The organism is Nocardia sp. 149-1B, assembly GCF_057747975.1.
Genome location: NZ_CM173233.1, coordinates 1,569,218 through 1,589,766, shown reverse-complemented (window position 1 = coordinate 1,589,766; position 20,549 = coordinate 1,569,218). Strand labels below are relative to the sequence as shown.

Below are 20,549 nucleotides of genomic sequence, written 5' to 3'. Positions count from 1 at the left end.
GGGCAGACCCGAGAGGATGAGGGCGTGGACCGACTACGACTGACGGGGTACGCCGTCGCCGAGCTCTACCTCTCGATCGCGATGCTGGTGCTCGCGGCGCTGTGGGTGGTCGCCGGCGTGCTCGTGGTCGTCTGGGTCGGCCTCCCCCTGCTGGCGGGCACCCTCGCCGCGACGCGCGCGATTGCCAACGCCCACCGAGCGATGGCCGAGCGCACCCTGGGACAACCGGTGCCCGTGCCCTACCGGCCGCTGCCCGACGACGGCTTCCTCGCCAAGGCCCGGGTCGTCGCCGCCGACCCGATGACCTGGCGCGACCTGGCCTGGCTGTTCGTCGCACCGGCAGTGGGCCTGACGATCTCGATCCTGGTGATCGTGCTGCTGCTCGGCGTCGTCACCGGGTTCATCTGGTGGTTCGCGACCCCGCCGTTGATGACCGCCCGGGCCTACTTCGACCGGTTCTTCCTGGCCTACAGCCGCACCGAGCGACTCGAGCAGCGCGTGCAGGTGCTCACGGAGAGCCGCGCCGACGTCGTCGACCACTCCGCAGCGGAGCTGCGACGCCTGGAGCGCGACCTCCACGACGGCGCGCAGGCCCGTTTGGTCGCCCTCTCGATGAGTCTTGGGATGGCGGAGGCGGCGTTCGAGGAGGACACCGAGCGGGCCCGCCAGCTGGTGCAGGACGCACGCAGCACCACCGCCGCCGCCATCGGCGACCTCCGCTCGGTCGTGCGCGGCATCCATCCCCCGGTGCTCGCCGACCGCGGGCTCGCCGGGGCGGTCGCGGCGCTCGCCCTCGACATGGCGATCCCCGTGGCGGTCGACGTCCACCTCGAGGGCCGGCCGCCAGCGCCCGTGGAGGCCTGCGTCTACTTCGGGGTCGCCGAGTGCCTGGCCAACACCGGCAAGCACTCCGGCGCGAGGAACGCCTGGATCACGGTGACCCACACCGACGGCACGCTGCGGACCGTGGTCGGTGACGATGGGCGCGGCGGCGCCGACCCGGGGTCGGGTACCGGCATGCTGGGGGTGATGCGGAGGCTCGCGGCCTTCGACGGCACCATGTCGTTGTCGAGCCCGGCCGGCGGCCCGACCCTGATCACGTTGGAGGTCCCGTGCAGCCTGGAGGCGACACCGGGCTCCGGCTCGTCCTCGCCGAGGACCACGCCCTCCTCCGGGCCGGCCTGATCCAGCTGCTCGAGGGCAACGGGTTCACGATCCTGCACGCGGTCGACAACGCGCCCGCGCTCGCGCAGGCCCTGCTCGACCCCGACGCCGACGCCGCGGTCCTCGACGTGCGCCTGCCGCCCACGCAGACCGACGAGGGCCTGCGAGCAGCGATCGACGTGCGCGCGGCGCGGCCGGGATTCCCGGTGATGGTGCTCTCGCAGTACGTCGAGCAGCTCTACGCCCGCGAGCTGCTGGCGAGCGGGGTCGGCGCCGTGGGCTACCTGCTCAAGGACCGGGTCTCCGACGTGGCGGAGTTCGTCGACGGCGTACGCCGGGTCGCGGCCGGCGCGACCGTGCTGGATCCCGAGGTCGTGGCCACCGTCATGGCCCGGCGCCGCGACGAGCCCCTGGACCGGCTCTCACCCCGCGAGCGCGAGGTGCTCGGGCTGATGGCGGAGGGCCGCTCCAACGCCGCCATCGGCGCTCACCTCTCGGTCACCGAGAAGGCCGTGGCCAAGCACATCAACAGCATCTTCACCAAGCTCGACCTGCCCATCGACGAGGACGACCACCGCCGGGTGCGGGCCGTGCTCGCGTGGCTGCACGTCTGAGTCGCACCCGCCCCGGGCGTGTCCTGGCAGCCGGAACCCGCACGACACGCCGTCGCTCCTCGGCATGTCGTGCGGGCCAGTCCGGCCGACCGGCGAAGCCCGCCGGCCGGTCAGCCCATCAGGAGCGCGCGCACGGCGTCCCGCGCGGCGGCAGGGTCGGTGGCGGAGAGAGCGACCTCGGCCGCGTCCTCGCAGAGGTCGAGAGGCACGGTCGCGAGCCGCGCACCGACGGGCCGGACCGCGGCGGCCGCCATCGACAGCGACGTGACACCCATGCCCACCAGCACGCAGGCGAGCAGCGGGTCGGCAGCGGCCTCGCCACAGACGCCGACGGGCTTGCCGGCGTGGAAGCCCGCCTCGGCGGTGATCGCGATCAGCTGAAGCACGGCCGGTTGCCAGGGGTCGGTGAGGTGCGCGAGGTCGGTGGCCATCCGGTCGGCAGCCATCGTGTACTGCGTCAGGTCGTTGGTGCCGATCGAGAGGAAGTCGACGACCTCGAGGATGCGGTGGGCCAGCAGCGCCGCGCTCGGCACCTCGATCATCACCCCGGCCTTGAGACCCAGCGCCCGCACCTTGGCGGAGAAGTCCGCAGCCTCGGCCACGGTCGCCACCATCGGCGCCATCACCCACGCCTCGGTCCCGGTCGTCCTGGCGGCCAGGGCGATCGCCTCGAGCTGTCGGTCGAGCAGACCCGGGTTGTCGAAGGACAGCCGCAGCCCGCGCACGCCGAGGGCCGGGTTCTCCTCGCCGGCGTGCGTCGCGAACGCCACCGGCTTGTCCGAGCCGGCGTCCAGCGTGCGTACGACGACGTACCGGTCCTGACCAAAGGCACCCAGCACGTCGCCGTAGATGCTCGCCTGCTCCTCGACCGACGGCTCTTCCTGGCGGTTGAGGAAGCACAGCTCGGTGCGGAACAGGCCGACACCCTGGACCGGCGCGGAGCTGGCGGAGCGGGCCGAGTCGGCGTCGGCGACGTTCGCGAGGATCTTCACCGACACCCCGTCGGCGGTGGCACCCGGCCCCGTCCACGAGGCGAGGGCGTCCCGCTGCGCGGCGTCCGCGGCCACCAGCTCCTCGGCCTGCGCCGGGTCGGGGTCCAGCTCGATGACCCCGGTGATGCCGTCCACGAGCAGCGGCGTGCCGGCGGGGATCGTCATCGCGCCGGCGACGCCGACCACGCACGGGATGCCGAGCTGGCGGGCGATGATCGCGGTGTGGCTGGTCGGGCCACCCCGCTCGGTGACCAGGCCGAGGACCACCGCAGGGTCGAGCCCGGCGGTGTCGGAGGGAGCAAGGTCCTCGGCGACCAGCACGGCCGGCGTGTCCGGGACGACCACGCCCGGCTCGGGCTCACCGACCAGGTGGGCGACGACGCGCCGCTCGATGTCGCGCAGGTCCGTGACCCGCTCGGCCATCAGGCCGCCCATGCCGGTGAACACCGTGACGAACTGCTCGACGCCGGCGTGGACGGCGACCAACAGGTCCTCCCCCGCGGCCAGGTGCTTGCGCACGGCGCTGCGCAGCCCCTTGTCGCGGGCCAGGCCGGCGCTCGCGGTGAGCACCTCCGCTGCGGCGCCCGACGCCTTCTCGGCCTTGCGCACGAAGCCGGCCGACACCTCCTGGGCGGCGCCCTCGTAGGCCGCGAGCGCGGCCTCGGCGTCGGCGAACTCGGGCGCGTAGCGCTCGACGGCCTCGGGCGACACCTCGGAGCGCACGAGCAGTGCGGGACCATGGGCGAGGGCGGGAACGACCGGCGTGCCGCGCAGGGTAGAACGTGCCTCGGGGCTGGTGACCATGCTCACCAGTAAACGACTGCCGCCCTTGACAGTCAACACATTCGGGCGTAAAACCACAGATACAAAGATCGGGAGGAGTGTCATCGCAATGTACGCCGAAGAGCGCCAACAGGCCATGGCCCAGCTCGTCACCGAGCACGGCCGCCTGTCGGTCGCGGCGATCGCCGAGCAGTTCGACGTCACCACCGAGACCGTGCGGCGCGACCTCTCGACCCTCGAGCGCATGGGGCTCGTACGCCGGGTCCACGGCGGCGCCGTCCCGGCCAGCTCGCTCGCGGTCATCGAGTCCGGTCTCGGCGAGCGCGACCTGGCCAACACCTCCCAGAAGGAGCTGATCGCGAAGGCCGCGCTCGACCAGCTGCCCCCACCCGGAGGCACGGTGCTCCTCGACGCGGGCACGACCACGAGCCGCTTCGCGATCATGCTGCCGCGCGACCACCGGCTCACGGTGATCACCCACGCCGTCCCCGTCGCGGCCCGCCTCGCCGGCCTGCCCCAGATCGACCTCTACCTGCTGCCCGGCCGGGTCCGCTCGACGACCCAGGCGGCCGTGGGTGCCGACACGGTCACCGCGATCAACCGGCTCAAGGTGGACGTCGCGTTCGTGGGCACCAACGGCATCTCGGTCGAGCACGGGCTCTCCACGCCCGACCCCGACGAGGCCGCCGTCAAGCGCGCCATGGTCGGCGCGGCCCGCCGGGTCGTGTGCCTGACCGACTCGAGCAAGGCCGGCACCGACGCGTCGGTGCGCTTCGCCGCGCTCGCTGACATCGACGTGGTCGTCACCGACGACCACCTCCCCGTAGGTGACCGCGTCGCGTTCGAGGTCGCCGGACTCGAGGTCGTGACCGCATGATCCTGACTCTGACCGCCAACCCCAGCGTGGACCGCACCGTGGTGCTGGCCGGCCGGCTCAAGCGCGGCAAGGTCATCCGGGCCGACGCCGTCATCTCCCAGGCCGGCGGCAAGGGCGTCAACATCGCCCGCGCCTGCATCGCCGCCGGCGTACCCGCGATCGCCGTGCTGCCGGCCGCGAAGGACGACCCCTTCGTGCTCGAGCTGCTCTCCGCCGGCATCGACTGCCGCCCGGTGCACCACGACGGGGCGCTGCGGGTGAACATCACGATCACGGAGCCCGACGGCACGACCACCAAGCTCAACAGCCCCGGCCCGACGCTGACCGACGCGGTGCGCGGCGAGCTCGCCGAGGCCCTGCGCCGGCGCGCGGCGGCCGCCGACTGGGTCGTGCTGGCGGGCTCGCTGCCGCCCGGCACCCCGCCGGAGTGGTACGCCGAGCTGGTCGTGCTGCTGCGCGAGAGCGGCGCCCGGGTGGCCGTCGACACCAGTGATGCGCCGCTGCGGGCCCTGGTCGAGCGGCTGCCCGCCGCTGCGCCACACCTGATGAAGCCCAACGGCGAGGAGCTCGCCTCGTTCACCGGCGACGACCCCGAGCTGCTCGAGGCGGACCCGTACGCCGCCGCCAAGGCCGCGCGCACCCTGGTCGAGGCAGGCGTCGAGAGCGTGCTCGCCACGCTCGGCGCACTCGGCGCAGTGCTGGTCAACGCCGACGGCGCCTGGCACGCCACTCCTCCCCCGACCAACGTGGTCAGCACCGTGGGTGCTGGTGACTCGAGCCTGTTCGGGTATCTACTGGGGGAGCTCCGGGGCAACCCTCCGGAGGATCGACTCGCACTCGCGGTGGCCTACGGCAGCGCCGCCGCAGGACTTCCCGGCACGACCATGCCTCATCCCCAGCAGGTCCGCCCCGATCTCGTCTCGGTGCGGGACCTGGACCTTCGCGAAGGGTGACCCGATGTCAGACCTCATCACCGCCGACCTAGTCCGCCTGGACGCGGACCTCGGCGCGGACAAGCACGCCGTGATCCGCTCCCTCGCCCAGATCGTGGGCGACGCCGGCCGCGCCGTCGACGTCGACCAGCTCGTCGAGGACGCCTACGCCCGCGAGGCGACGTCGGGCACCGGGCTCCCCGGTGGCATCGCGATCCCTCACTCCCGCACCGCCGGCGTCGAGGAGCCCGTGCTGGCGTTCGCGCGTCTGGCACCGAAGGTCGACTTCGGTGCCAAGGACGGCCCGGCCGACCTGGTGTTCCTCATCTCCGCTCCTGCCGGCGGCGACAACACCCACCTCCAGCTGCTGACCAAGCTCGCCCGCGCGCTGGTCAAGCCGGCGTTCACCGACGCGCTGCGCGCCGCGGAGTCGCCCGCGGAGGTCGCCGAGATCGTGGGTGACATCGTCGGCGCCGCCCCGGCGCCCACCGCCAAGGCCGCCGCTCCGGTGCCGGCCGCTCCCCCGGCCGCCGAGCAGGCCGCCCCCGCCGTACGCCGGCTGGTCGCCGTCACCGCGTGCCCGACCGGCATCGCGCACACCTACATGGCCGCGGAGGCGCTCGAGGCGGCCGCAGCCCGGGCCGGCGTCGACCTCCAGGTCGAGACGCAGGGCTCCGCCGGCGCCAAGCCGCTCGACCCCGCCACGATCACCGCGGCCGAGGCCGTGATCTTCGCGGTCGACGTCGGCGTCCGCGACCGCCATCGGTTCGCGGGCAAGCCGCTGGTCTCCTCCGGCGTCAAGCGGCCCTTCGACCAGGCCGACGCGATGATCGCGGAGGCGCTGCAGTACGCCGACGACCCCAACGCCCCGCGCGTCGAGGGCACCTCGGGCGGAGGCGGGGCGACGCCGCCCTCGACCGCCGGTGAGAGCTGGGCGGGCCGCACCCGCCGCGTGCTGATGACCGGGGTGTCCTACATGATCCCGTTCGTCGCCGCGGGTGGTCTGCTGATCGCCCTGTCGTTCCTGCTCGGCGGCTACGAGATCGCCAAGGACAACAACTACGGGCAGATCGCGGTCGACAACACGATCTTCGACCTCCCGAACCCCGGCGCGCTCGGGCTCGACCACGCACTGTTCGGCTCGGGACTCGCGGCCTACATCGGTGCGCTGTTCTTCGTGATCGGCAAGACGGCGTTCACGCTGTTCCTCCCGGCTCTTGCCGGCTACATCGCCTACGCGATCGCCGACCGGCCCGGCATCGCGCCGGGCTTCGTGATGGGCGGCCTCGCGGGCAACCTCTTCGCCGTTCAGAACTCAGCCGCGGACCCGGTGTCGATCCCGGCGACCGGCTTCCTCGGCGCGATCATCGGCGGCGTGCTCGCCGGTGTGATCGCCCACTGGGTCGGCGGCTGGCAGGTGCCGAGCTGGATGCGCGGCCTGATGCCGGTGCTGATCATCCCGCTGTTCACCTCGGTCGTGGCCGGCCTGCTGATGCTCGTGGTGTTCGGCAAGCCGATCGGCTGGCTGATGGACCGGCTCAGCGACGGCCTGAACTCGCTCAGCGGCAGCAGCGCGATCCTGCTCGGAGTGATCCTCGGCCTGATGATGGCCTTCGACATGGGCGGACCGCTGAACAAGGTGGCCTACAGCTTCGCGGCCGCCGGCGTCGGCGGTGCGTCCCTGGCCAGCGGCGCACCCGAGCTGAAGATCATGGCCGCGGTGATGCTCGCCGGCATGGTGCCGCCCCTCGCGCTCGCCCTGGCCACCGTCGTCCGACCGGGCCTGTTCAACCAGGCCGAGCGTGAGAACGGCAAGGCCGCCTGGGCGTTGGGGGCCAGCTTCATCACCGAGGGCGCGATCCCGTTCGCCGCGGCCGATCCGCTGCGGGTGATCCCCGCGATCATGTGCGGCAGCGCGGTCACCGGCGGGGTCTCGATGGCGCTGGACGTCGGGGTGCGCGCACCGCACGGCGGCATCTTCGTGCTGTTCGCCGTCAGCAACATCTTCGGCTACCTGATCGCACTCGTCGCCGGCACGCTCGTCGGCGCGGGTGCCGTCGTCGCGCTCAAGTCGCTCGGCGGCAAGGACGTCGACGTCGACCTCGCCACCGTCTGACCCTGCACCTCAACCAAGGAGATCACCAGATGCCCACCAAGACCGTCACCGTCGGCTCCTCCGTCGGCCTGCACGCCCGCCCCGCGCAGCTCATCTCGGAGGCCGCGGAGGCGCTCGACGCGGAGGTGCTGATCGGCATCCCCGGCGACGAGCCCGTCGATGCCAGCTCCTCGCTGATGATCATGACTCTCGGCGCCGGCCCCGGCGACACGGTCGAGGTCTCCAGCGACGACGAGTCGGCGCTCGAGACGATCGCAGCGCTGGTCGAGAAGGACCTCGACGCGTAGGACGCGTCAGCGGACTACGCAATGGTGGTCGAGCGAGCCGCGCGACTGACGAAGGAAGTCGCGACCGGCGTGTCGAGACCATCAAGTCGTGAGGAACGCCGGGCCCTACTCGCCGCGCGCCCGCAGCGCCAGGTACACCGCGCGCATGCCGACCGCCCGCTCCAGCTCGCGGGTCACTCCGGAGAAGAACTGCTCGCGATAGGTCTCGTCCGTCACGGTCGAGACCGTGAGGTAGAGCCCGGAGAACGCCGCCAGGAACACCGAGACCTGCACGAGCGCGCGCGACTCGCTGAAGCCGTGCCCCGTCTGCCAGACCTCGATCACCGCGTCGGTCATGATCAGGGTGCCGAACAGCATCAGGAACGCGAACACCGCGACCGAGAGCAGCAGCACCTGCACGACCTGGACGACCATCAGCACCAGGATCAGGTTCCAGCGCTCGTAGCCGGTGACCTCGGCATGTGCCGACGGGTCCGCCTCGGCGTCCTCGACGAGCTCGCGGCAGGGACGCTCCAGCGGAGTGCCCGCGCACGCGCGCAGCAGCAGGGCGTCGTCGACGGCGTCGTCGGCCCGGTCGACCTCCTCGGGCAGCCGCACGAGCAGGAACGCGACCGCGAGCAGCGCGAACAGCAGCACGACCAGCCACAGCGAGCCGACGCTCAGGTTGCCGCCGACCTGCCACATCTCGGTGTTGATGAACAGGAACGTGATCGCCAGCAGCAGCAGGGGCAGCGCCCGCGTGGTCAGCGGGAGCAGGCCGCGCAGGCTGCCGAACGTGCGCTTGAGGCCCCACAGCAGGATCTGGCTCGCGTGCAGCGCGGTGAGGGCGTACCACGCGGCGGCCGCGAGGCCCAGGGAGACCAGGGTGGCCGGCGCTGCGCTGAACTCCCCCGAGGCCCAGGCCAACCCGACCCCGGCCGCGGCGGCGAGCACCGCCACGAGGAGCAGCAACGGGATCGTGCGCTTGAGCCGCAGCGCATTGCGGACGTCGGCCCGGCGCTCCGGCACGAAGTAGGTGAGCCCGTGGTCGAGGAACCACGCGTCCGCGGCGACGATCGGGTCGCCGACGACGGGCGAGCTCACGCGAGCAGCTCCCGGGAGCGGTCGACGTCGGCGGTCATCTGCACGATGAGCTCGTCCACCGACTCGAACGCGACCATCCCCCGCAGCCGGTCGACGAAGCTCACCTCGACCTCGACGCCGTAGAGGTCGAGATCGGTGCGGTCGAGCACATAGCTCTCGACCCGCCGGTCGCGGACGCCGTCGAACGTGGGGTTGGTGCCGACGCTGATCGCCGCCGGGTAGGTCTCCCCGGTGTCCAGCCGCCGCAGCCGCCCGGCGTACACGCCGTCGGGCGGGACGGCCGTCATCGCACCGGTCGGCACGTTGGCGGTCGGGAACCCGAGCTCGCGGCCGCGCTGGTCGCCGCGGACCACGACCCCGCGCACGGCGTACGGACGGCCCAGGGCCTCGGCCGCGCCGGCGACGTCGCCGGCGGCCAGGCTCATCCGGACGTACGTCGAGGACCACACCTGCGGCCCGCCGTCGAGCGGGATGCCCTCGGCGGTGAACCCGTAGCGCTCGCCGGTCTCGCGCAGGGTGGCCACGTCGCCGGAGGCCTGGTGCCCGAAGCGGAAGTTGGCGCCGACCACGACCGCGGACGCGTGGAGGACGTCGACCAGCACCCGCCGGACGAACTCCTCGGGCGTCCAGGAGGCGACGTCGCGGTCGAAGGGCAGCGCGAGCAGCGCCTCGGCGCCCGCCTCGGCGAGCAGCTCGGCCCGCACCTCGAGCGAGGTCAGCGTCGTCGGGGCGTGCTCGGGGCGCAGCACCGCCATCGGGTGCGGGTCGAACGTCACGGCGACGACCCTCAGCGACCGGTCGGCCGCGGTCTCGCGGGCCCGGTTGACGACGTGCCGGTGGCCGAGGTGGACGCCGTCGAAGTTGCCGATGACGACAGCGGTGGGTCCGAGGTCGGAGGGGACCTCCTCCAGGGAGCGCCAGATCTGCACCCCGAGAGCCTATCGAGGACCTAGACGAACACCGCGACGGCCTTCGCGGCGTGCCCCCGAGGCTCGTACAGCGCGAGGAACTCGCCGTCGGGCGCGAAGACCGCGGTGAGCCCCGTGAGGTCGAGCTCGAGGGCCCGGCCGACCCGGACGTCGGCCGCCTGCGCGTCGTCGAGGTCCAGGCTCTCGAAGGCGGCGCGAGCCGCCTGCGCGACCGGCATCATCGTGAAGCCCTCGGCGAGCTCCTCGAGCGTGCGGGCGTCGTCGAGACGGTAGGGCCCGACGGCGGTGCGCCGCAGCGCGGTGAGGTGCCCACCCACGCCGAGACGCGCGCCGAGGTCACGGGCGATCGCGCGCACGTAGGTGCCGCTGGTGCAGCGCAGCGACACGTCGAGGTCGATCGTCTCGTCGGTGCGCCGGACGTCGTGCACCACGAGCTCGTGCACGGTCACCGGGCGGGCCTTCAGCTCGACGTCCTCGCCCTCGCGGACCCGCTGGTAGGCCCGCTTGCCGTCGACCTTGATGGCCGACACCGCGGTCGGCACCTGCTGGAGGTCGCCGACGAACTCGGCCGCGGCGGCCCGGACCACGGCCTCGTCGAGGTGGCCGGCCGCCGCGGTGGCGATGACCTCGCCCTCGGCGTCGTCGGTCGTCGTGGCGACCCCGAGCCGGATGGTGGCGTCGTACGCCTTCTCGGTCAGCATCAGGTGGCCGAGCAGCCGGGTCGCCCGGTTGACCCCGAGCACCAGCACACCGGTTGCCATCGGGTCGAGCGTGCCGGCGTGGCCGACCTTGCGGGTGCCGGCGAGCCGGCGTACCCGCGAGACCACGTCGTGCGAGGTCAGGCCGCCGGGCTTGTCGACGACGACCAGGCCGGCATCGGCGGTCACGGGTTCTCGTCGTCCTCGTCTTCGCCGGACATCTCGTCGGCAACCTCGTCGGCGGCGTCCTCGTCCTCTGCCTCGCGGGGCTTCTTGTACGGGTCCTCGCCGCCGGCGTACGCCGTGCCGCGGCGGGCCGCGACCTCCTCGTCGAGTGCCTTGGCACGGGCCAGCACCTCGTCGAGGTGGCGGGCGCTCTCGGGCAGCGCGTCGGCGATGAACGTCAGCGTCGGGGCGGTGCGCATGCCGAGCTGCTTGGCGACCTCGGAGCGCAGCAGGCCCTTGGCCGACTCGAGCGCGGCGGCCGTGCTGGCGAGCGCGGCCTCGTCGTCACCGGTGACGTCGAGGACCGTGTAGAAGATCGTCGCCTGCTGGGAGTCGCCGGTCACCCGGACGTCGGTGACGGTCACGAACCCGAGCCGCGGGTCCTTGATCCGGCGCTCCAGCATCTCCGCCACGATCACCTGGATCCGGTCGGCGATCTTGCGGACGCGTGCGTTGCTCATGTTCCTACTCTCTCAAACGGCCCTCCGACGCCGAGTCGGCGCCAGTTTCTCTCCAGAACGCACCGAGTCGGCGCCAGTTTCCGCCGCAGCGGGAAACTGGCGCCGACTCGGCAGTTATCAGCTGCGCGCGATCTCGCGCATCTCGAACGCCTCGACGATGTCGCCTTCCTTGATGTCCTGGAAGTTGCGCAGGACCAAACCGCACTCGAAGCCCTCGCGGACCTCGGACGCGTCGTCCTTCTCGCGCTTGAGCGACGCGAGGTCGAGGTTGTCGGCGACGACGGAGCCGTCGCGGATGACCCGGACCTTGGCGTTGCGGCGGATCAGGCCACCGGTGACCATGCAGCCGGCGATGTTGCCGATCTTGGACGAGCGGAAGATCGCACGGATCTCCGCCTGACCGAGCACCGACTCCTCGTAGACCGGCTTGAGCATGCCCTTGAGCGCGGCCTCGATCTCCTCGATGGCCTGGTAGATCACCGTGTAGTACCGGATCTCGACGCCCTCGCGGTCGGCCAGCTCCGTCGCCTTGCCCTGCGGGCGGACGTTGAAGCCGATGATGATCGCGTCGGACGCGGCCGCCAGGTCGACGTTGGTCTCGGTGATCGCACCGACACCGCGGTCGATGACCCGCAGGCTGACCTCGTCGCCGACGTCGATCTTGGCCAGCGCGTCCTCGAGAGCCTCGACCGAACCGGACACGTCGCCCTTGAGGATGAGGTTGAGCTCCTGGCTCTCGCCCTTCTCCATGGACGCCATGAAGTCCTCGAGCGTACGACGCACGCGGCGCTTGGCCTGCATGGCCGCCCGCTCGCGGGCCTCACGCTTCTCGGCGATCTGGCGCGCCATCCGGTCGTCCTCGACCACGATGAAGTTCTGCCCGGCGCCGGGGACGGCGGACAGACCCAGCACCATCGCGGGACGCGACGGCGTGGCCTCGGACAGTTCGTTGCCGAACTCGTCGAGCATCGCGCGGACGCGGCCGTGGGCCGGTCCGGCGACGATCGAGTCGCCGACGTGGAGCGTGCCGCGCTGGACCAGGATCGTGGCCACAGGGCCGCGACCGCGGTCGAGGTGGGCCTCGATGACCAGACCCTGTGCGTCCCGGTCGGGGTTGGCACGCAGGTCCAGCGAGGCGTCGGCGGTCAGGATGACCGCCTCCAGCAGCTTGTCGAGGTTGAGCTCGGACTTGGCCGACACGTCGACGAACATCGTGTCGCCGCCGTACTCCTCGGGGATCAGGCCGTACTCGGTCAGCTGGCCACGGACCTTGGTCGGGTCGGAGTCCGGCTTGTCGATCTTGTTGACCGCGACCACGATCGGGACGCCGGCCGCCTTGGCGTGGTTGAGCGCCTCGACGGTCTGCGGCATCACGCCGTCATCGGCGGCGACCACGAGGATCGCGATGTCCGAGGACTGCGAACCACGAGCACGCATGGCGGTGAACGCCTCGTGACCCGGGGTGTCGATGAACGTGATGCGGCGGTCCTCACCGTCGACATCGGTGTGCACCTGGTAGGCGCCGATGTGCTGGGTGATGCCGCCGGCCTCGCCCGCCACCACGTTGGCGTGGCGGAGCGCGTCCAGGAGCTTGGTCTTTCCGTGGTCGACGTGACCCATGACGGTGACGACCGGCGGGCGGATCTGGAAGTGCTCCGCGTCGCCCTCGTCGTCGGCGAACTCCAGGTCGAACGACTCCAGCAGCTCGCGGTCCTCGTCCTCGGGGGAGACGACCTCGACGACGTAGTTGAGCTCCTCACCGAGCAGCTCGAGCGTCGCGTCGTTGACGGACTCGGTCGCGGTGACCATCTCACCGAGGCTGAACAGCATCTGCACGAGCTGAGCCGCGTCGACGTTGATGCGCTCGGCGAAGTCGGTCAGCGACGCGCCGCGGGGCAGCCGGACGGTCTCGCCGTTGCCCTTGCGGACGCGGATGCCGCCGATCGTCGGGGCCTCCATGGCCTCGAACTCCTGGCGACGCGCCCGCTTGGACTTGCGCCCACGCCGCGACGGACCGCCGGGACGACCGAACGCACCCTGGGTCTGACCGCGCTGACCGGGGCGACCGCCGCCGGGGCGGCCGCCGCCGCTGGGGCCGAAGCCACCGGGAGCGCCACCAGGGCGTCCGGGAGCACCGGCGCCGGCGCCACCGCGCCCGGGGGCGCCACCAGGGCGTCCGGGAGCACCGCCACGGCCGGGAGCACCGGGGCGACCCGGACCACCGGGGCCACGGCCCGCACCGAAGGCGGAGGGAGACTTGGGCATCATCGCCGGGTTGGGGCGCGGCATGCCCGGGCGTCCGGGAGCGCCACCCTCACGGGCAGCCGGCGGACGCGGCGGGCGGTTGTCGCCGGCACCGGCACCCGTGCCGGCACCAGGTGCGGCGGGGGCACCCGGCGCGGGCGCGGGCCGACGGCCCATGCCCTGGCTGGAGGCGAACGGGTTGTTGCCCGGGCGCGGCGTACCGCCGGGGCGTCCGACGGGACGGGGCGCCGGCGCCTTGGGGGCCGGAGCGGACGGGGTCGCCGAAGCGGCCGGGGCCTCTGGTGCCTCCGGCGCCTGCGGGGCCTCGGGCTCCGCTGCCGGAGCGGCAGGCTCCTCGGCCACCGGGGCCGGCTTGGGGCCGGGCTTCGGGGCGGCGGCGCGGACGGCCGGGGCCTCGACGGGGGCCTCGACCGGGGTCTCGGCGGCAGCCGGAGCCTCGGCAGCCGGAGCCTCGGCAGCGGGTGCCTCGGGCTCGGCCGCGGCGGCCTTCTTGGCCGGGGCCTTCTTGGCCGGGGACGGCTTCGCCGCGGGCGCCTCGGCGGCAGGTGCCGCGGGCGCCTCGTTCTTCAGCTTGTCGCCGTACTCCTTGCGGAAACGCATCTCCGCAGGCAGCTCGACAGTGGAGCTCGCGGACTTGACGAACTCCCCCATCTCCTTGAACTTCTCGAGAACGAACTTGCTCTCGACTCCGAACTCCTTGGCGAGTTCGTGAACTCGGGTCTTAGCCACGCTTCTCCTTCTGGCCGCAGACCCGGGTCCAGTTCTGTGCTGGGGGGTGATTGCGACCGTTAGTGGTTGTGCAAACTCATCGGAAAGTACTCATCGAGTGCTCATGAGCTGCTGCTCCAGTTTCTGTCGGTCGATCAGGTCGGTGGTGCTGTGCTGCGAGTCGCCGCGAGGTAGTCGCCCACCGGTGCGCTGGAGATCCCGGTCGAGACCCGGAGGGCCCGGCCGAACGCCTTCCGGCGTACCGCGAGGTCGTAACACTCGGCAGTGGGGTGCAGGTGCGCTCCCCGTCCGGGTGCGGTGCCCTGAGGATCGGGGGCGACGACCGTGGGGCCGTGCGTCTCCGAGCCGACGGTCACCCGTAACAACTCACTCTTCGCGGCCCGCTTGCGGCATCCCACGCAGGTCCGGACCGGACCGCTGACGGTCGAAGGCTCGGGGCATGCAGAAGGAATGTGTTCACGCGCCACTGGCGACAACCCTACCGCTACCACGCCTGGGATTCGAACCGGGGACGATCAACCCCGGATCAGGCGCCGCAGGTGCGGCCACACCCGTCGGCCCAGCTCGGCGTCGGCCTCCGGCGAGCCGCCGTGCACGAGGCGGGGCGGCGGCGGCAGCTCCTCCCCCGGCAGCAGCAGCCGGTGACCGGCCTCGGGGTGGCTGACCAGGGTGGTGGCGAGGCCGGCGGCCTCGCGGCGCCGGACGACGTCCTCGGCGAGATCGAGGCTCGGCCACAGCCGGTCGTCGCCGCCGGCGGTCAGCACCACCTCACCGGCGATCCGGTCGACCGGGATGCGCGCGGCGGGCGCCCGGTCGGCGTACACCTCGAGGCTCTGCTCGTACATCCCGACCAGCTCCAGCGGGTCGTCGCCGGGCTCGGGCCGCCAGGAGTCGTCGTAGGGCACGAACGGGAGCGGCTCACCGCCGCTCGTCCATGCCGAGCGCTGAGGTCGGTCCGAGCTGAGGCCCGCCCACACGAGCCCGCTGCCCGACACCGAGACCACCGCGTCGATCTCGGGGTGCCTGGCCCCGAGGAGCAGCGCTGCCTCGGCGCCTCGGGAGGTCCCCATGACGACCAGCCGCTCGCAGCGCTCGTGCAGCGTCGTCAGCGCCTCGTCGAACGACTCCAGCGCGACCAGGTCGATCTCGTCGCCGAACCAGCGGTACGACGCTGCCGTCGCGCCCGCCTCCGCCAGCACCCGGCAGCGGTCCTGCTCCACCCGCCCGCTGGAGCCCGAGAGCACCAGCACGCCGGTCGGGCCCGCACCGACCAGGAACATCACTCGGCGTCGGGAGCCTGCTCGTCGCTCCTGATGTCGATGCGCCAGCCGGTGAGGCGGGCGGCGAGGCGGGCGTTCTGGCCCTCCTTGCCGATCGCCAGCGAGAGCTGGAAGTCCGGCACCACGACGCGCGCGGACTTCGCCGCGGCGTCGACGATCTCGACCGAGGTGACGCGTGCCGGGGAGAGCGCGTGAGCGACCATCTCGGCGGGGTCCTCGGACCAGTCGACGATGTCGATCTTCTCGCCGTGCAGCTCCGACATCACGTTGCGCACCCGCTGGCCCATCGGCCCGATGCAGGCGCCCTTGGGGTTGACGCCGGGCACGGTGGAGCGGACCGCGATCTTGGTGCGGTGACCGGCCTCGCGGGCGATCGCCGTGATCTCGACGGTGCCGTCGGCGATCTCGGGCACCTCGAGCGCGAAGAGCTTCTTCACCAGGTTCGGGTGCGATCGCGACAGCGTGATCTGGGGCCCGCGCATGCCCTTGCGGACCGACACGACCAGGCACTTGATGCGGGTGCCGTGGCTGTAGCGCTCCCCGGGCACCCGCTCGCCGACCGGCAGCAGCGCCTCGAGCTTGCCGAGGTCGACCATCACGTCGTCGGGGTTGCGGCCCTGCTGGATGATGCCCGAGATGATGTCGCCCTCCTTGCCGGAGAACTCCCCGAACCGGACGTCGTCCTCCGCGTCGCGCAGACGCTGCAGCATGATCTGCTTGGCGGTCGTCGCGGCGATGCGGCCGAAGTCGGCCGGGGTGTCGTCGAACTCCCCGAGCGCGTTGCCCTCCTCGTCGACCTCGGAGGCGAGCACGGTGACGTGACCGGACTTGCGGTCCAGCACGACCCGCGCGCGCTCCTGGGCGCCCGGCGACTTGTGGTACGCCGTCAGCAGCGCCTGCTCGATCGCCTCGACGAGCACGTCGAAGGAGATCTCCTTCTCCCGCTCCAGCATCCGCAGGATGCTCATGTCGATGTCCATCAGGCCTCCCCCGCCTCGTCGTCTGCGCCCTCTGTACTGCCGGGATCGCCGAGATCTTCGAGATCGCCGCCGCCGTCCTTGGGACGGTTGAACTCCACCTGCACCAGCGCCTTCTTCACCTCGGCGTAGGCGACGTCCTGCCGGTTCCCGCTCACGTCGAGCGTGACGCGCTCCTCGTCGCTCCCGAGCACCCGGCCGGTGGCGGTGCGTCCGTCGGCGAAGGTGACCTTCACCAGACGTCCCGCGTTGCGGCGCCAGTGGCGCGGCAGGGTCAGCGGACGGTCGACACCGCGTGAGGTGACCTCGAGCGTGTAGGGCTGCTCGCCCATCACCTCGGACCCGTCGAGCACGCGGTTGACCTCGCGGGTCGCCTCGGCGACCTCGTCCAGGGTCACGCCGCCGTCCTTGTCGACGGCGACGCGCAGGATCCGGCGCTTGCCGGCCGGGGTGATCTCGACGGCCTCGATGTCGAGGCCCAGAGCGCGCAGGGGGTCGTCGAGCTCTGCCTCGATCTGGTCCCGGGTGGCGTCCTGGTTGGCACTGCTCACGAGTGGGCGACCTCCTTGTGCTGTTGTTGATCGTCAACGATAGCGGCTGGCCGGGGTCGGTAGGGTCGTCGCCGTGCCCGCCGGTCCCCGTCTCGCCCGTCGTACGGCGCTCGCCGTCGCCGCGGGTGTGGCAGTCCTCACCAGCTGCGACGACCGCGACGCCAGTCCCACGACCGGCCGCAGCGCCGAGCCGGACGCCGACATCGAGCTGGTCGCCGGCGTGATCGCCCAGCTGGGCCGCGCGCGCGAGCTCGCCTCGTCCACCGGAGCCACCGACCTGGTCACCCTGCACGAGGCGCACCTGAAGGCGCTGAGCCGGCCCGGCTCCACCCCGACCCCGAGCACCTCATCCACCCTCGCTCCCGGCAACCTCCGGCAGCTCGAGAGCCGCCTGCGGTCCGACCTGGTCGAGGCAGCGGTGGCGGCGCAGAGCGGTGCGCTCGCGGCGCTGCTGGCCTCGATGAGCGCGGCACAGGCGCAGCTGCTCGCGCGGTGGGGCGCTACCGCATGAGCGAGGCCGAGGCCCTGCAGACCGCGCTCGCCGCCGAGCACGCGGCGGTCTACGTCTACGGCGCGCTCGGTGGCCGGACCTCGCTCTCAGCCACTCCCGACCTGGCCGCGGCCGTGTCCACGGCCTACGACGCCCACCGCGCGCGGCGCGACCGGCTCACCGCCGCGATCCTCGACCTCGACGCGGACCCGGTCGCGGCGGAGCCGGCGTACGAGCTGCCGCCGCTGGGCAACCCCGACCAGGTGGCCCGAGCGGCGCTCGATGTCGAGCGCGCCTGCGCGCGGACCTACGACTACGTGGTGGCGAACACCGCGGGCGAGCAGCGGCGGAGCGCGATCGGGGCGCTGAACGAAGCAGCGGTCCGCGAACTCGTCTTCCGGGGAACTCCCGAGATATTCCCCGGAAGAGACGAGTACGCGGACCGCTGAGGCCTGGACATGGCCGGTGAGCGGGCCCCGCAAGGATGTGGGGGGACTGGCGGGGGAACCGCTCGTGCAAAATCATGCAATACGACCGCCCCAGGCGCGACACGACTCGAACCTCACGTTTTCGCATTGCACAAACGTGCAGAACTGCAGGTCAGAGCGCTGTTGTGGCCGCGGTCACAGCCACTTCGCGACCAGGTCGCCGACCTCGGCCAGCCGGTGCGCGACCGCGTCGGGCTCGCCCTCCGTGTGACCCACCTGCTCCGGGGGTATCGCGCTGAGCGGGATGTGGATGGCCCGCATGCCGGAGTTGTGGGCACCCCAGACGTCGTCGAACAGACGGTCACCGACGTACACGCAGCGCGCCGGGTCGGCGACACCCACGGCGTCCATGGCGGCCCGGAACGCGTGCGGGGAGGGCTTGGTCCACGCGATCTCGCTCGTGTAGACGGCGCCGTCGATGAGGTGGTCGACGCCGTCGCGCCGGAAGAACCCCTCGTGCCACTCGCGCGGCCAGATCGTGTTGGAGAGGACTCCCACCAACAGGCCGAGGTCGTGCAGCCGCTCGAACAGCGGCCCCGCCTCGGGGTCGGTGAGCGTGTGCGGCTCCCAGAACTCGTAGTAGGCGGTGAGCAGCGCGGGGTCGTGGTCGAGGCCGGCCTCGGAGAAGAGGTCCGCGACGGTCGCGCTCTGCTGGTGGTCGCGGGAGCGACCCCAGATCGTCTGGTTGGCCTCGTGGAGGCGGGCCTGGGAGATGTCGACCGGGTGGTCGACGCCGATCACGGCCTGGGCGAGCGCCAGCGACTCCGCGTGGAAGTCGACGTCGTGCCACGCGGTGAGCGTGCCGCCCCAGTCGAAGACGACCGCGTCGAGCCCGCTCACGCCCGGACGACCCCCACGACGCGGTCGACGAGGTGCTCGGCGGGCACGTCCTGGCGTTCGCCGGTACGCCGGTCCTTGACCTCGATCGTCCCGTCCGCGAGGCCCTTGCCGACCACGACGATCGTGGGCACGCCGATCAGCTCGGCGTCCTTGAACTTCACGCCGGGGCTGACCTTGGGGCGGTCGTCGTAGAGGACCTCGATGCCCTGGGCGTCGAGCTCGTGGGCGATCCGCTCGGCGGCGGCGAAGATGTGCTCGTCCTTGCCGGTCGCGACGATGTGGACGTCGGCGGGCGCCACCTCGCGCGGCCAGGCCAGCCCGAGCTCGTCGTGCGTGCCCTCGGCGATGGCCGCCACCGCCCGCGAGGGGCCGATGCCGTAGGAGCCCATGGTCACCGTGACCAGCTTGCCGTTCTCGTCGAGGACCTTGAGGTCGAGCGCCTCGGCGTACTTGCGCCCGAGCTGGAAGATGTGGCCCATCTCGATGCCGCGGGCGGTCTCGAGGACGCCGCCGTCGCCGCGGGGGCACGGGTCTCCGTCGCGCACCTCGGCGACCTCGATGACGCCGTCGGCGGAGAAGTCCCGCCCGGCGACGAGGTCGATCACGTGGCTGCCGGCCACGTCGGCGCCGGTGACCCAGCGGGTGCCCTCGACGACTCGCGGGTCGAGGAGGTAGCGCACGCCGGCAGGCTTCTTCTCCCCCAGCGCCCCGGGGCCGATGTACCCCTTGACGAGGGTCGGCCGCGACGTGAAGTCGTCGTCGCCGAAGGGCTCGAACTCGACGCCCTCACCGAGGTGCGCCTCCAGGCGCTTGGCGTCGACCTCGCGGTCGCCGGGCAGCCCGACGGCCAGAGCCTCGGTGGTGCCGTCGGGGTGGCGCAGCGAGAACACCACGTTCTTCAGCGTGTCGGCCGCCGACCAGGGACGATCCGAGCGAGGGAACCGCTCGTTGAGGTGGTCGACGAGGGTCTCGATCGTCGGGGTGTCGGGCGTCTGCTCCGCGTGTGCGGCCGGCGCATCGTCGTAGGGCACCGCAGCGATCGGCGGCGAGTGCACGGCCTCGACGTTGGCGGCGTAGTCGCACAGCGTGCAGCGGACGTAGGTGTCCTCACCGACGCTGGCCTTGGCGAGGAACTCCTCGGACTTCGAGCCACCCATCGCTCCGGACATGGCCTCGACGATCGCGTAGTCGAACCCGAGCCGGTCGAAGATCCGGATGTAGGCGTCGCGGTGCTTCTGGTAGCTCACGTCCAGGCCGGCGTCGTCGACGTCGAAGGAGTAGGAGTCCTTCATCACGAACTCGCGACCGCGCAGCACCCCGGCGCGGGGGCGCGCCTCGTCGCGGTACTTGTTCTGGATCTGGTAGATCGAGAGCGGCAGGTCCTTGTAGGAGGAGTAGAGGTCCTTCACGACGAGCGTGAACATCTCCTCGTGGGTGGGGCCGAGGAGGTAGTCGGCGCCCTTGCGGTCCTTCACGCGGAAGAGGCTGTCGCCGTACTCCGTCCACCGGTTGGTCGCCTCGTAGGGCTCGCGAGGCAGCAGCGCGGGGAACAGCATCTCCTGGGCCCCGATCGCGTTCATCTCCTCGCGGATGATGTCCTCGATCTTGCGCAGGACCTTGAGGCCGAGCGGCAGCCAGGTGTACATGCCGGGCGCGGCACGGCGGATGTAGCCGGCGCGGACGAGCAGCCGGTGCGACGGCACCTCGGCGTCCGCCGGGTCCTCTCGCAGGGTCCGCACGAACAGGCTCGACATCCGCATGATCATGG

Annotated in this window: 20 protein-coding genes and 1 pseudogene; 8 read left to right on the top strand and 13 right to left on the bottom strand. The window is 72.2% G+C overall.

Translation table 11 applies throughout. The annotated features are described in order from the left end of the window. The first annotated feature begins 24 nt into the window (after positions 1-24). Positions 25-1,185: a sensor histidine kinase gene (locus tag AC3ANS_RS07590; RefSeq protein WP_488295548.1), complete on the top strand. Its 1,161-nt coding sequence runs from the start codon at positions 25-27 to the stop codon at positions 1,183-1,185. After that, the gene (locus AC3ANS_RS07585) at positions 1,113-1,778 is read left to right on the top strand and encodes a LuxR C-terminal-related transcriptional regulator (RefSeq protein ID WP_488295547.1); all 666 of its coding nucleotides are present in this window, start codon (positions 1,113-1,115) and stop codon (positions 1,776-1,778) included. Before AC3ANS_RS07590 ends, AC3ANS_RS07585 begins: the two co-directional genes overlap by 73 nt. A 110-nt stretch (positions 1,779-1,888) precedes the next feature. Here the strand turns inward: AC3ANS_RS07585 and ptsP are convergent, their stop codons facing one another. Continuing rightward, positions 1,889-3,574 (bottom strand): phosphoenolpyruvate--protein phosphotransferase, encoded by a 1,686-nt coding sequence (gene ptsP, locus AC3ANS_RS07580; protein ID WP_488295546.1) that lies wholly within the window; start codon positions 3,572-3,574, stop codon positions 1,889-1,891. Between the two features lie 88 nt (positions 3,575-3,662). Between ptsP and AC3ANS_RS07575 the strand changes: the two genes are divergently transcribed. Genes AC3ANS_RS07575 through AC3ANS_RS07560 form a run of 4 tightly spaced genes read left to right on the top strand, consistent with a single transcriptional unit; the run spans position 3,663 to position 7,765 of the window. Then, a complete protein-coding gene (locus AC3ANS_RS07575; protein ID WP_488295545.1) occupies positions 3,663-4,430 on the top strand; it encodes a DeoR/GlpR family DNA-binding transcription regulator in 768 nt (255 codons plus the stop codon). Continuing rightward, entirely contained in the window at positions 4,427-5,383 is a 957-nt protein-coding gene (locus tag AC3ANS_RS07570) for a 1-phosphofructokinase family hexose kinase (RefSeq protein ID WP_488295544.1), read from the top strand. The genes AC3ANS_RS07575 and AC3ANS_RS07570 overlap by 4 nt, the downstream gene beginning before the upstream one ends. Positions 5,384-5,387: 4 nt before the next feature. Continuing rightward, positions 5,388-7,478, top strand: a complete 2,091-nt coding sequence (locus AC3ANS_RS07565; protein ID WP_488295543.1) for a PTS fructose transporter subunit IIABC — start codon at positions 5,388-5,390, stop codon at positions 7,476-7,478. A 29-nt stretch (positions 7,479-7,507) separates the two neighbouring features. Beyond that, entirely contained in the window at positions 7,508-7,765 is a 258-nt protein-coding gene (locus tag AC3ANS_RS07560; RefSeq protein WP_488295542.1) for an HPr family phosphocarrier protein, read from the top strand. A gap of 105 nt (positions 7,766-7,870) precedes the next feature. On the opposite strand, the gene AC3ANS_RS07555 is transcribed toward AC3ANS_RS07560, so the two are convergent. The 10 genes and pseudogenes from AC3ANS_RS07555 to rimP all read right to left on the bottom strand — a co-directional run bounded on the left by AC3ANS_RS07555 (position 7,871) and on the right by rimP (position 16,963). After that, entirely contained in the window at positions 7,871-8,848 is a 978-nt protein-coding gene (locus tag AC3ANS_RS07555) for a hypothetical protein (protein WP_488295541.1), read from the bottom strand. Continuing rightward, the gene (locus tag AC3ANS_RS07550; RefSeq protein WP_488295540.1) at positions 8,845-9,777 is read right to left on the bottom strand and encodes a bifunctional riboflavin kinase/FAD synthetase; all 933 of its coding nucleotides are present in this window, start codon (positions 9,775-9,777) and stop codon (positions 8,845-8,847) included. The genes AC3ANS_RS07555 and AC3ANS_RS07550 overlap by 4 nt, the downstream gene beginning before the upstream one ends. 20 nt (positions 9,778-9,797) lie before the next feature. Then, on the bottom strand, positions 9,798-10,664 hold the full coding sequence (gene truB / locus AC3ANS_RS07545; RefSeq protein WP_488295539.1) for a tRNA pseudouridine(55) synthase TruB: 867 nt from the start codon (positions 10,662-10,664) through the stop codon (positions 9,798-9,800). Beyond that, the gene (gene rbfA / locus AC3ANS_RS07540) at positions 10,661-11,161 is read right to left on the bottom strand and encodes a 30S ribosome-binding factor RbfA (protein WP_488295538.1); all 501 of its coding nucleotides are present in this window, start codon (positions 11,159-11,161) and stop codon (positions 10,661-10,663) included. Before rbfA ends, truB begins: the two co-directional genes overlap by 4 nt. Positions 11,162-11,278: 117 nt before the next feature. Further along, the gene (infB, locus tag AC3ANS_RS07535; protein WP_488296453.1) at positions 11,279-14,026 is read right to left on the bottom strand and encodes a translation initiation factor IF-2; all 2,748 of its coding nucleotides are present in this window, start codon (positions 14,024-14,026) and stop codon (positions 11,279-11,281) included. 24 nt (positions 14,027-14,050) lie between these two features. Continuing rightward, positions 14,051-14,155 (bottom strand): annotated as a pseudogene (locus tag AC3ANS_RS07530) (translation initiation factor IF-2 N-terminal domain-containing protein); the annotation flags it as partial. A gap of 134 nt (positions 14,156-14,289) precedes the next feature. Then, the gene (locus tag AC3ANS_RS07525; RefSeq protein ID WP_488296452.1) at positions 14,290-14,553 is read right to left on the bottom strand and encodes a YlxR family protein; all 264 of its coding nucleotides are present in this window, start codon (positions 14,551-14,553) and stop codon (positions 14,290-14,292) included. Positions 14,554-14,670: 117 nt separating this feature from the next. Next, entirely contained in the window at positions 14,671-15,435 is a 765-nt protein-coding gene (locus AC3ANS_RS07520; protein WP_488296451.1) for an acyl-CoA thioester hydrolase/BAAT C-terminal domain-containing protein, read from the bottom strand. After that, positions 15,435-16,415 (bottom strand): transcription termination factor NusA, encoded by a 981-nt coding sequence (gene nusA, locus AC3ANS_RS07515; RefSeq protein WP_488295537.1) that lies wholly within the window; start codon positions 16,413-16,415, stop codon positions 15,435-15,437. Before nusA ends, AC3ANS_RS07520 begins: the two co-directional genes overlap by 1 nt. Further along, on the bottom strand, positions 16,415-16,963 hold the full coding sequence (rimP, locus tag AC3ANS_RS07510; protein ID WP_488295536.1) for a ribosome maturation factor RimP: 549 nt from the start codon (positions 16,961-16,963) through the stop codon (positions 16,415-16,417). The genes nusA and rimP overlap by 1 nt, the downstream gene beginning before the upstream one ends. A gap of 73 nt (positions 16,964-17,036) precedes the next feature. Between rimP and AC3ANS_RS07505 the strand changes: the two genes are divergently transcribed. Next, a complete protein-coding gene (locus AC3ANS_RS07505) occupies positions 17,037-17,474 on the top strand; it encodes a hypothetical protein (protein ID WP_488295535.1) in 438 nt (145 codons plus the stop codon). After that, positions 17,471-17,902 (top strand): ferritin-like domain-containing protein, encoded by a 432-nt coding sequence (locus AC3ANS_RS07500; RefSeq protein WP_488295534.1) that lies wholly within the window; start codon positions 17,471-17,473, stop codon positions 17,900-17,902. Before AC3ANS_RS07505 ends, AC3ANS_RS07500 begins: the two co-directional genes overlap by 4 nt. A 174-nt stretch (positions 17,903-18,076) precedes the next feature. Here the strand turns inward: AC3ANS_RS07500 and AC3ANS_RS07495 are convergent, their stop codons facing one another. Further along, a complete protein-coding gene (locus AC3ANS_RS07495; RefSeq protein WP_488295533.1) occupies positions 18,077-18,781 on the bottom strand; it encodes an HAD family hydrolase in 705 nt (234 codons plus the stop codon). Beyond that, positions 18,778-20,547, bottom strand: coding sequence for a proline--tRNA ligase (locus AC3ANS_RS07490; protein WP_488295532.1), 1,770 nt, complete (start codon positions 20,545-20,547; stop codon positions 18,778-18,780). Before AC3ANS_RS07490 ends, AC3ANS_RS07495 begins: the two co-directional genes overlap by 4 nt. Positions 20,548-20,549: the final 2 nt, after the last annotated feature.

What these genes read in the sequence shown, in the direction of transcription:
- ptsP (WP_488295546.1), bottom strand. Translation starts at nt 3,574, where the DNA reads ATGGTCACCAGCCCCGAGGCACGTTCTACCCTGCGCGGCACGCCGGTC.
- AC3ANS_RS07575 (WP_488295545.1), top strand. Translation starts at nt 3,663, where the DNA reads ATGTACGCCGAAGAGCGCCAACAGGCCATGGCCCAGCTCGTCACCGAG.
- AC3ANS_RS07570 (WP_488295544.1), top strand. Translation starts at nt 4,427, where the DNA reads ATGATCCTGACTCTGACCGCCAACCCCAGCGTGGACCGCACCGTGGTG.
- AC3ANS_RS07565 (WP_488295543.1), top strand. Translation starts at nt 5,388, where the DNA reads ATGTCAGACCTCATCACCGCCGACCTAGTCCGCCTGGACGCGGACCTC.
- AC3ANS_RS07560 (WP_488295542.1), top strand. Translation starts at nt 7,508, where the DNA reads ATGCCCACCAAGACCGTCACCGTCGGCTCCTCCGTCGGCCTGCACGCC.
- rbfA (WP_488295538.1), bottom strand. Translation starts at nt 11,161, where the DNA reads ATGAGCAACGCACGCGTCCGCAAGATCGCCGACCGGATCCAGGTGATC.
- infB (WP_488296453.1), bottom strand. Translation starts at nt 14,026, where the DNA reads ATGCGTTTCCGCAAGGAGTACGGCGACAAGCTGAAGAACGAGGCGCCC.
- AC3ANS_RS07520 (WP_488296451.1), bottom strand. Translation starts at nt 15,435, where the DNA reads ATGTTCCTGGTCGGTGCGGGCCCGACCGGCGTGCTGGTGCTCTCGGGC.
- nusA (WP_488295537.1), bottom strand. Translation starts at nt 16,415, where the DNA reads ATGGACATCGACATGAGCATCCTGCGGATGCTGGAGCGGGAGAAGGAG.
- AC3ANS_RS07500 (WP_488295534.1), top strand. Translation starts at nt 17,471, where the DNA reads ATGAGCGAGGCCGAGGCCCTGCAGACCGCGCTCGCCGCCGAGCACGCG.
- AC3ANS_RS07490 (WP_488295532.1), bottom strand. Translation starts at nt 20,547, where the DNA reads ATGATCATGCGGATGTCGAGCCTGTTCGTGCGGACCCTGCGAGAGGAC.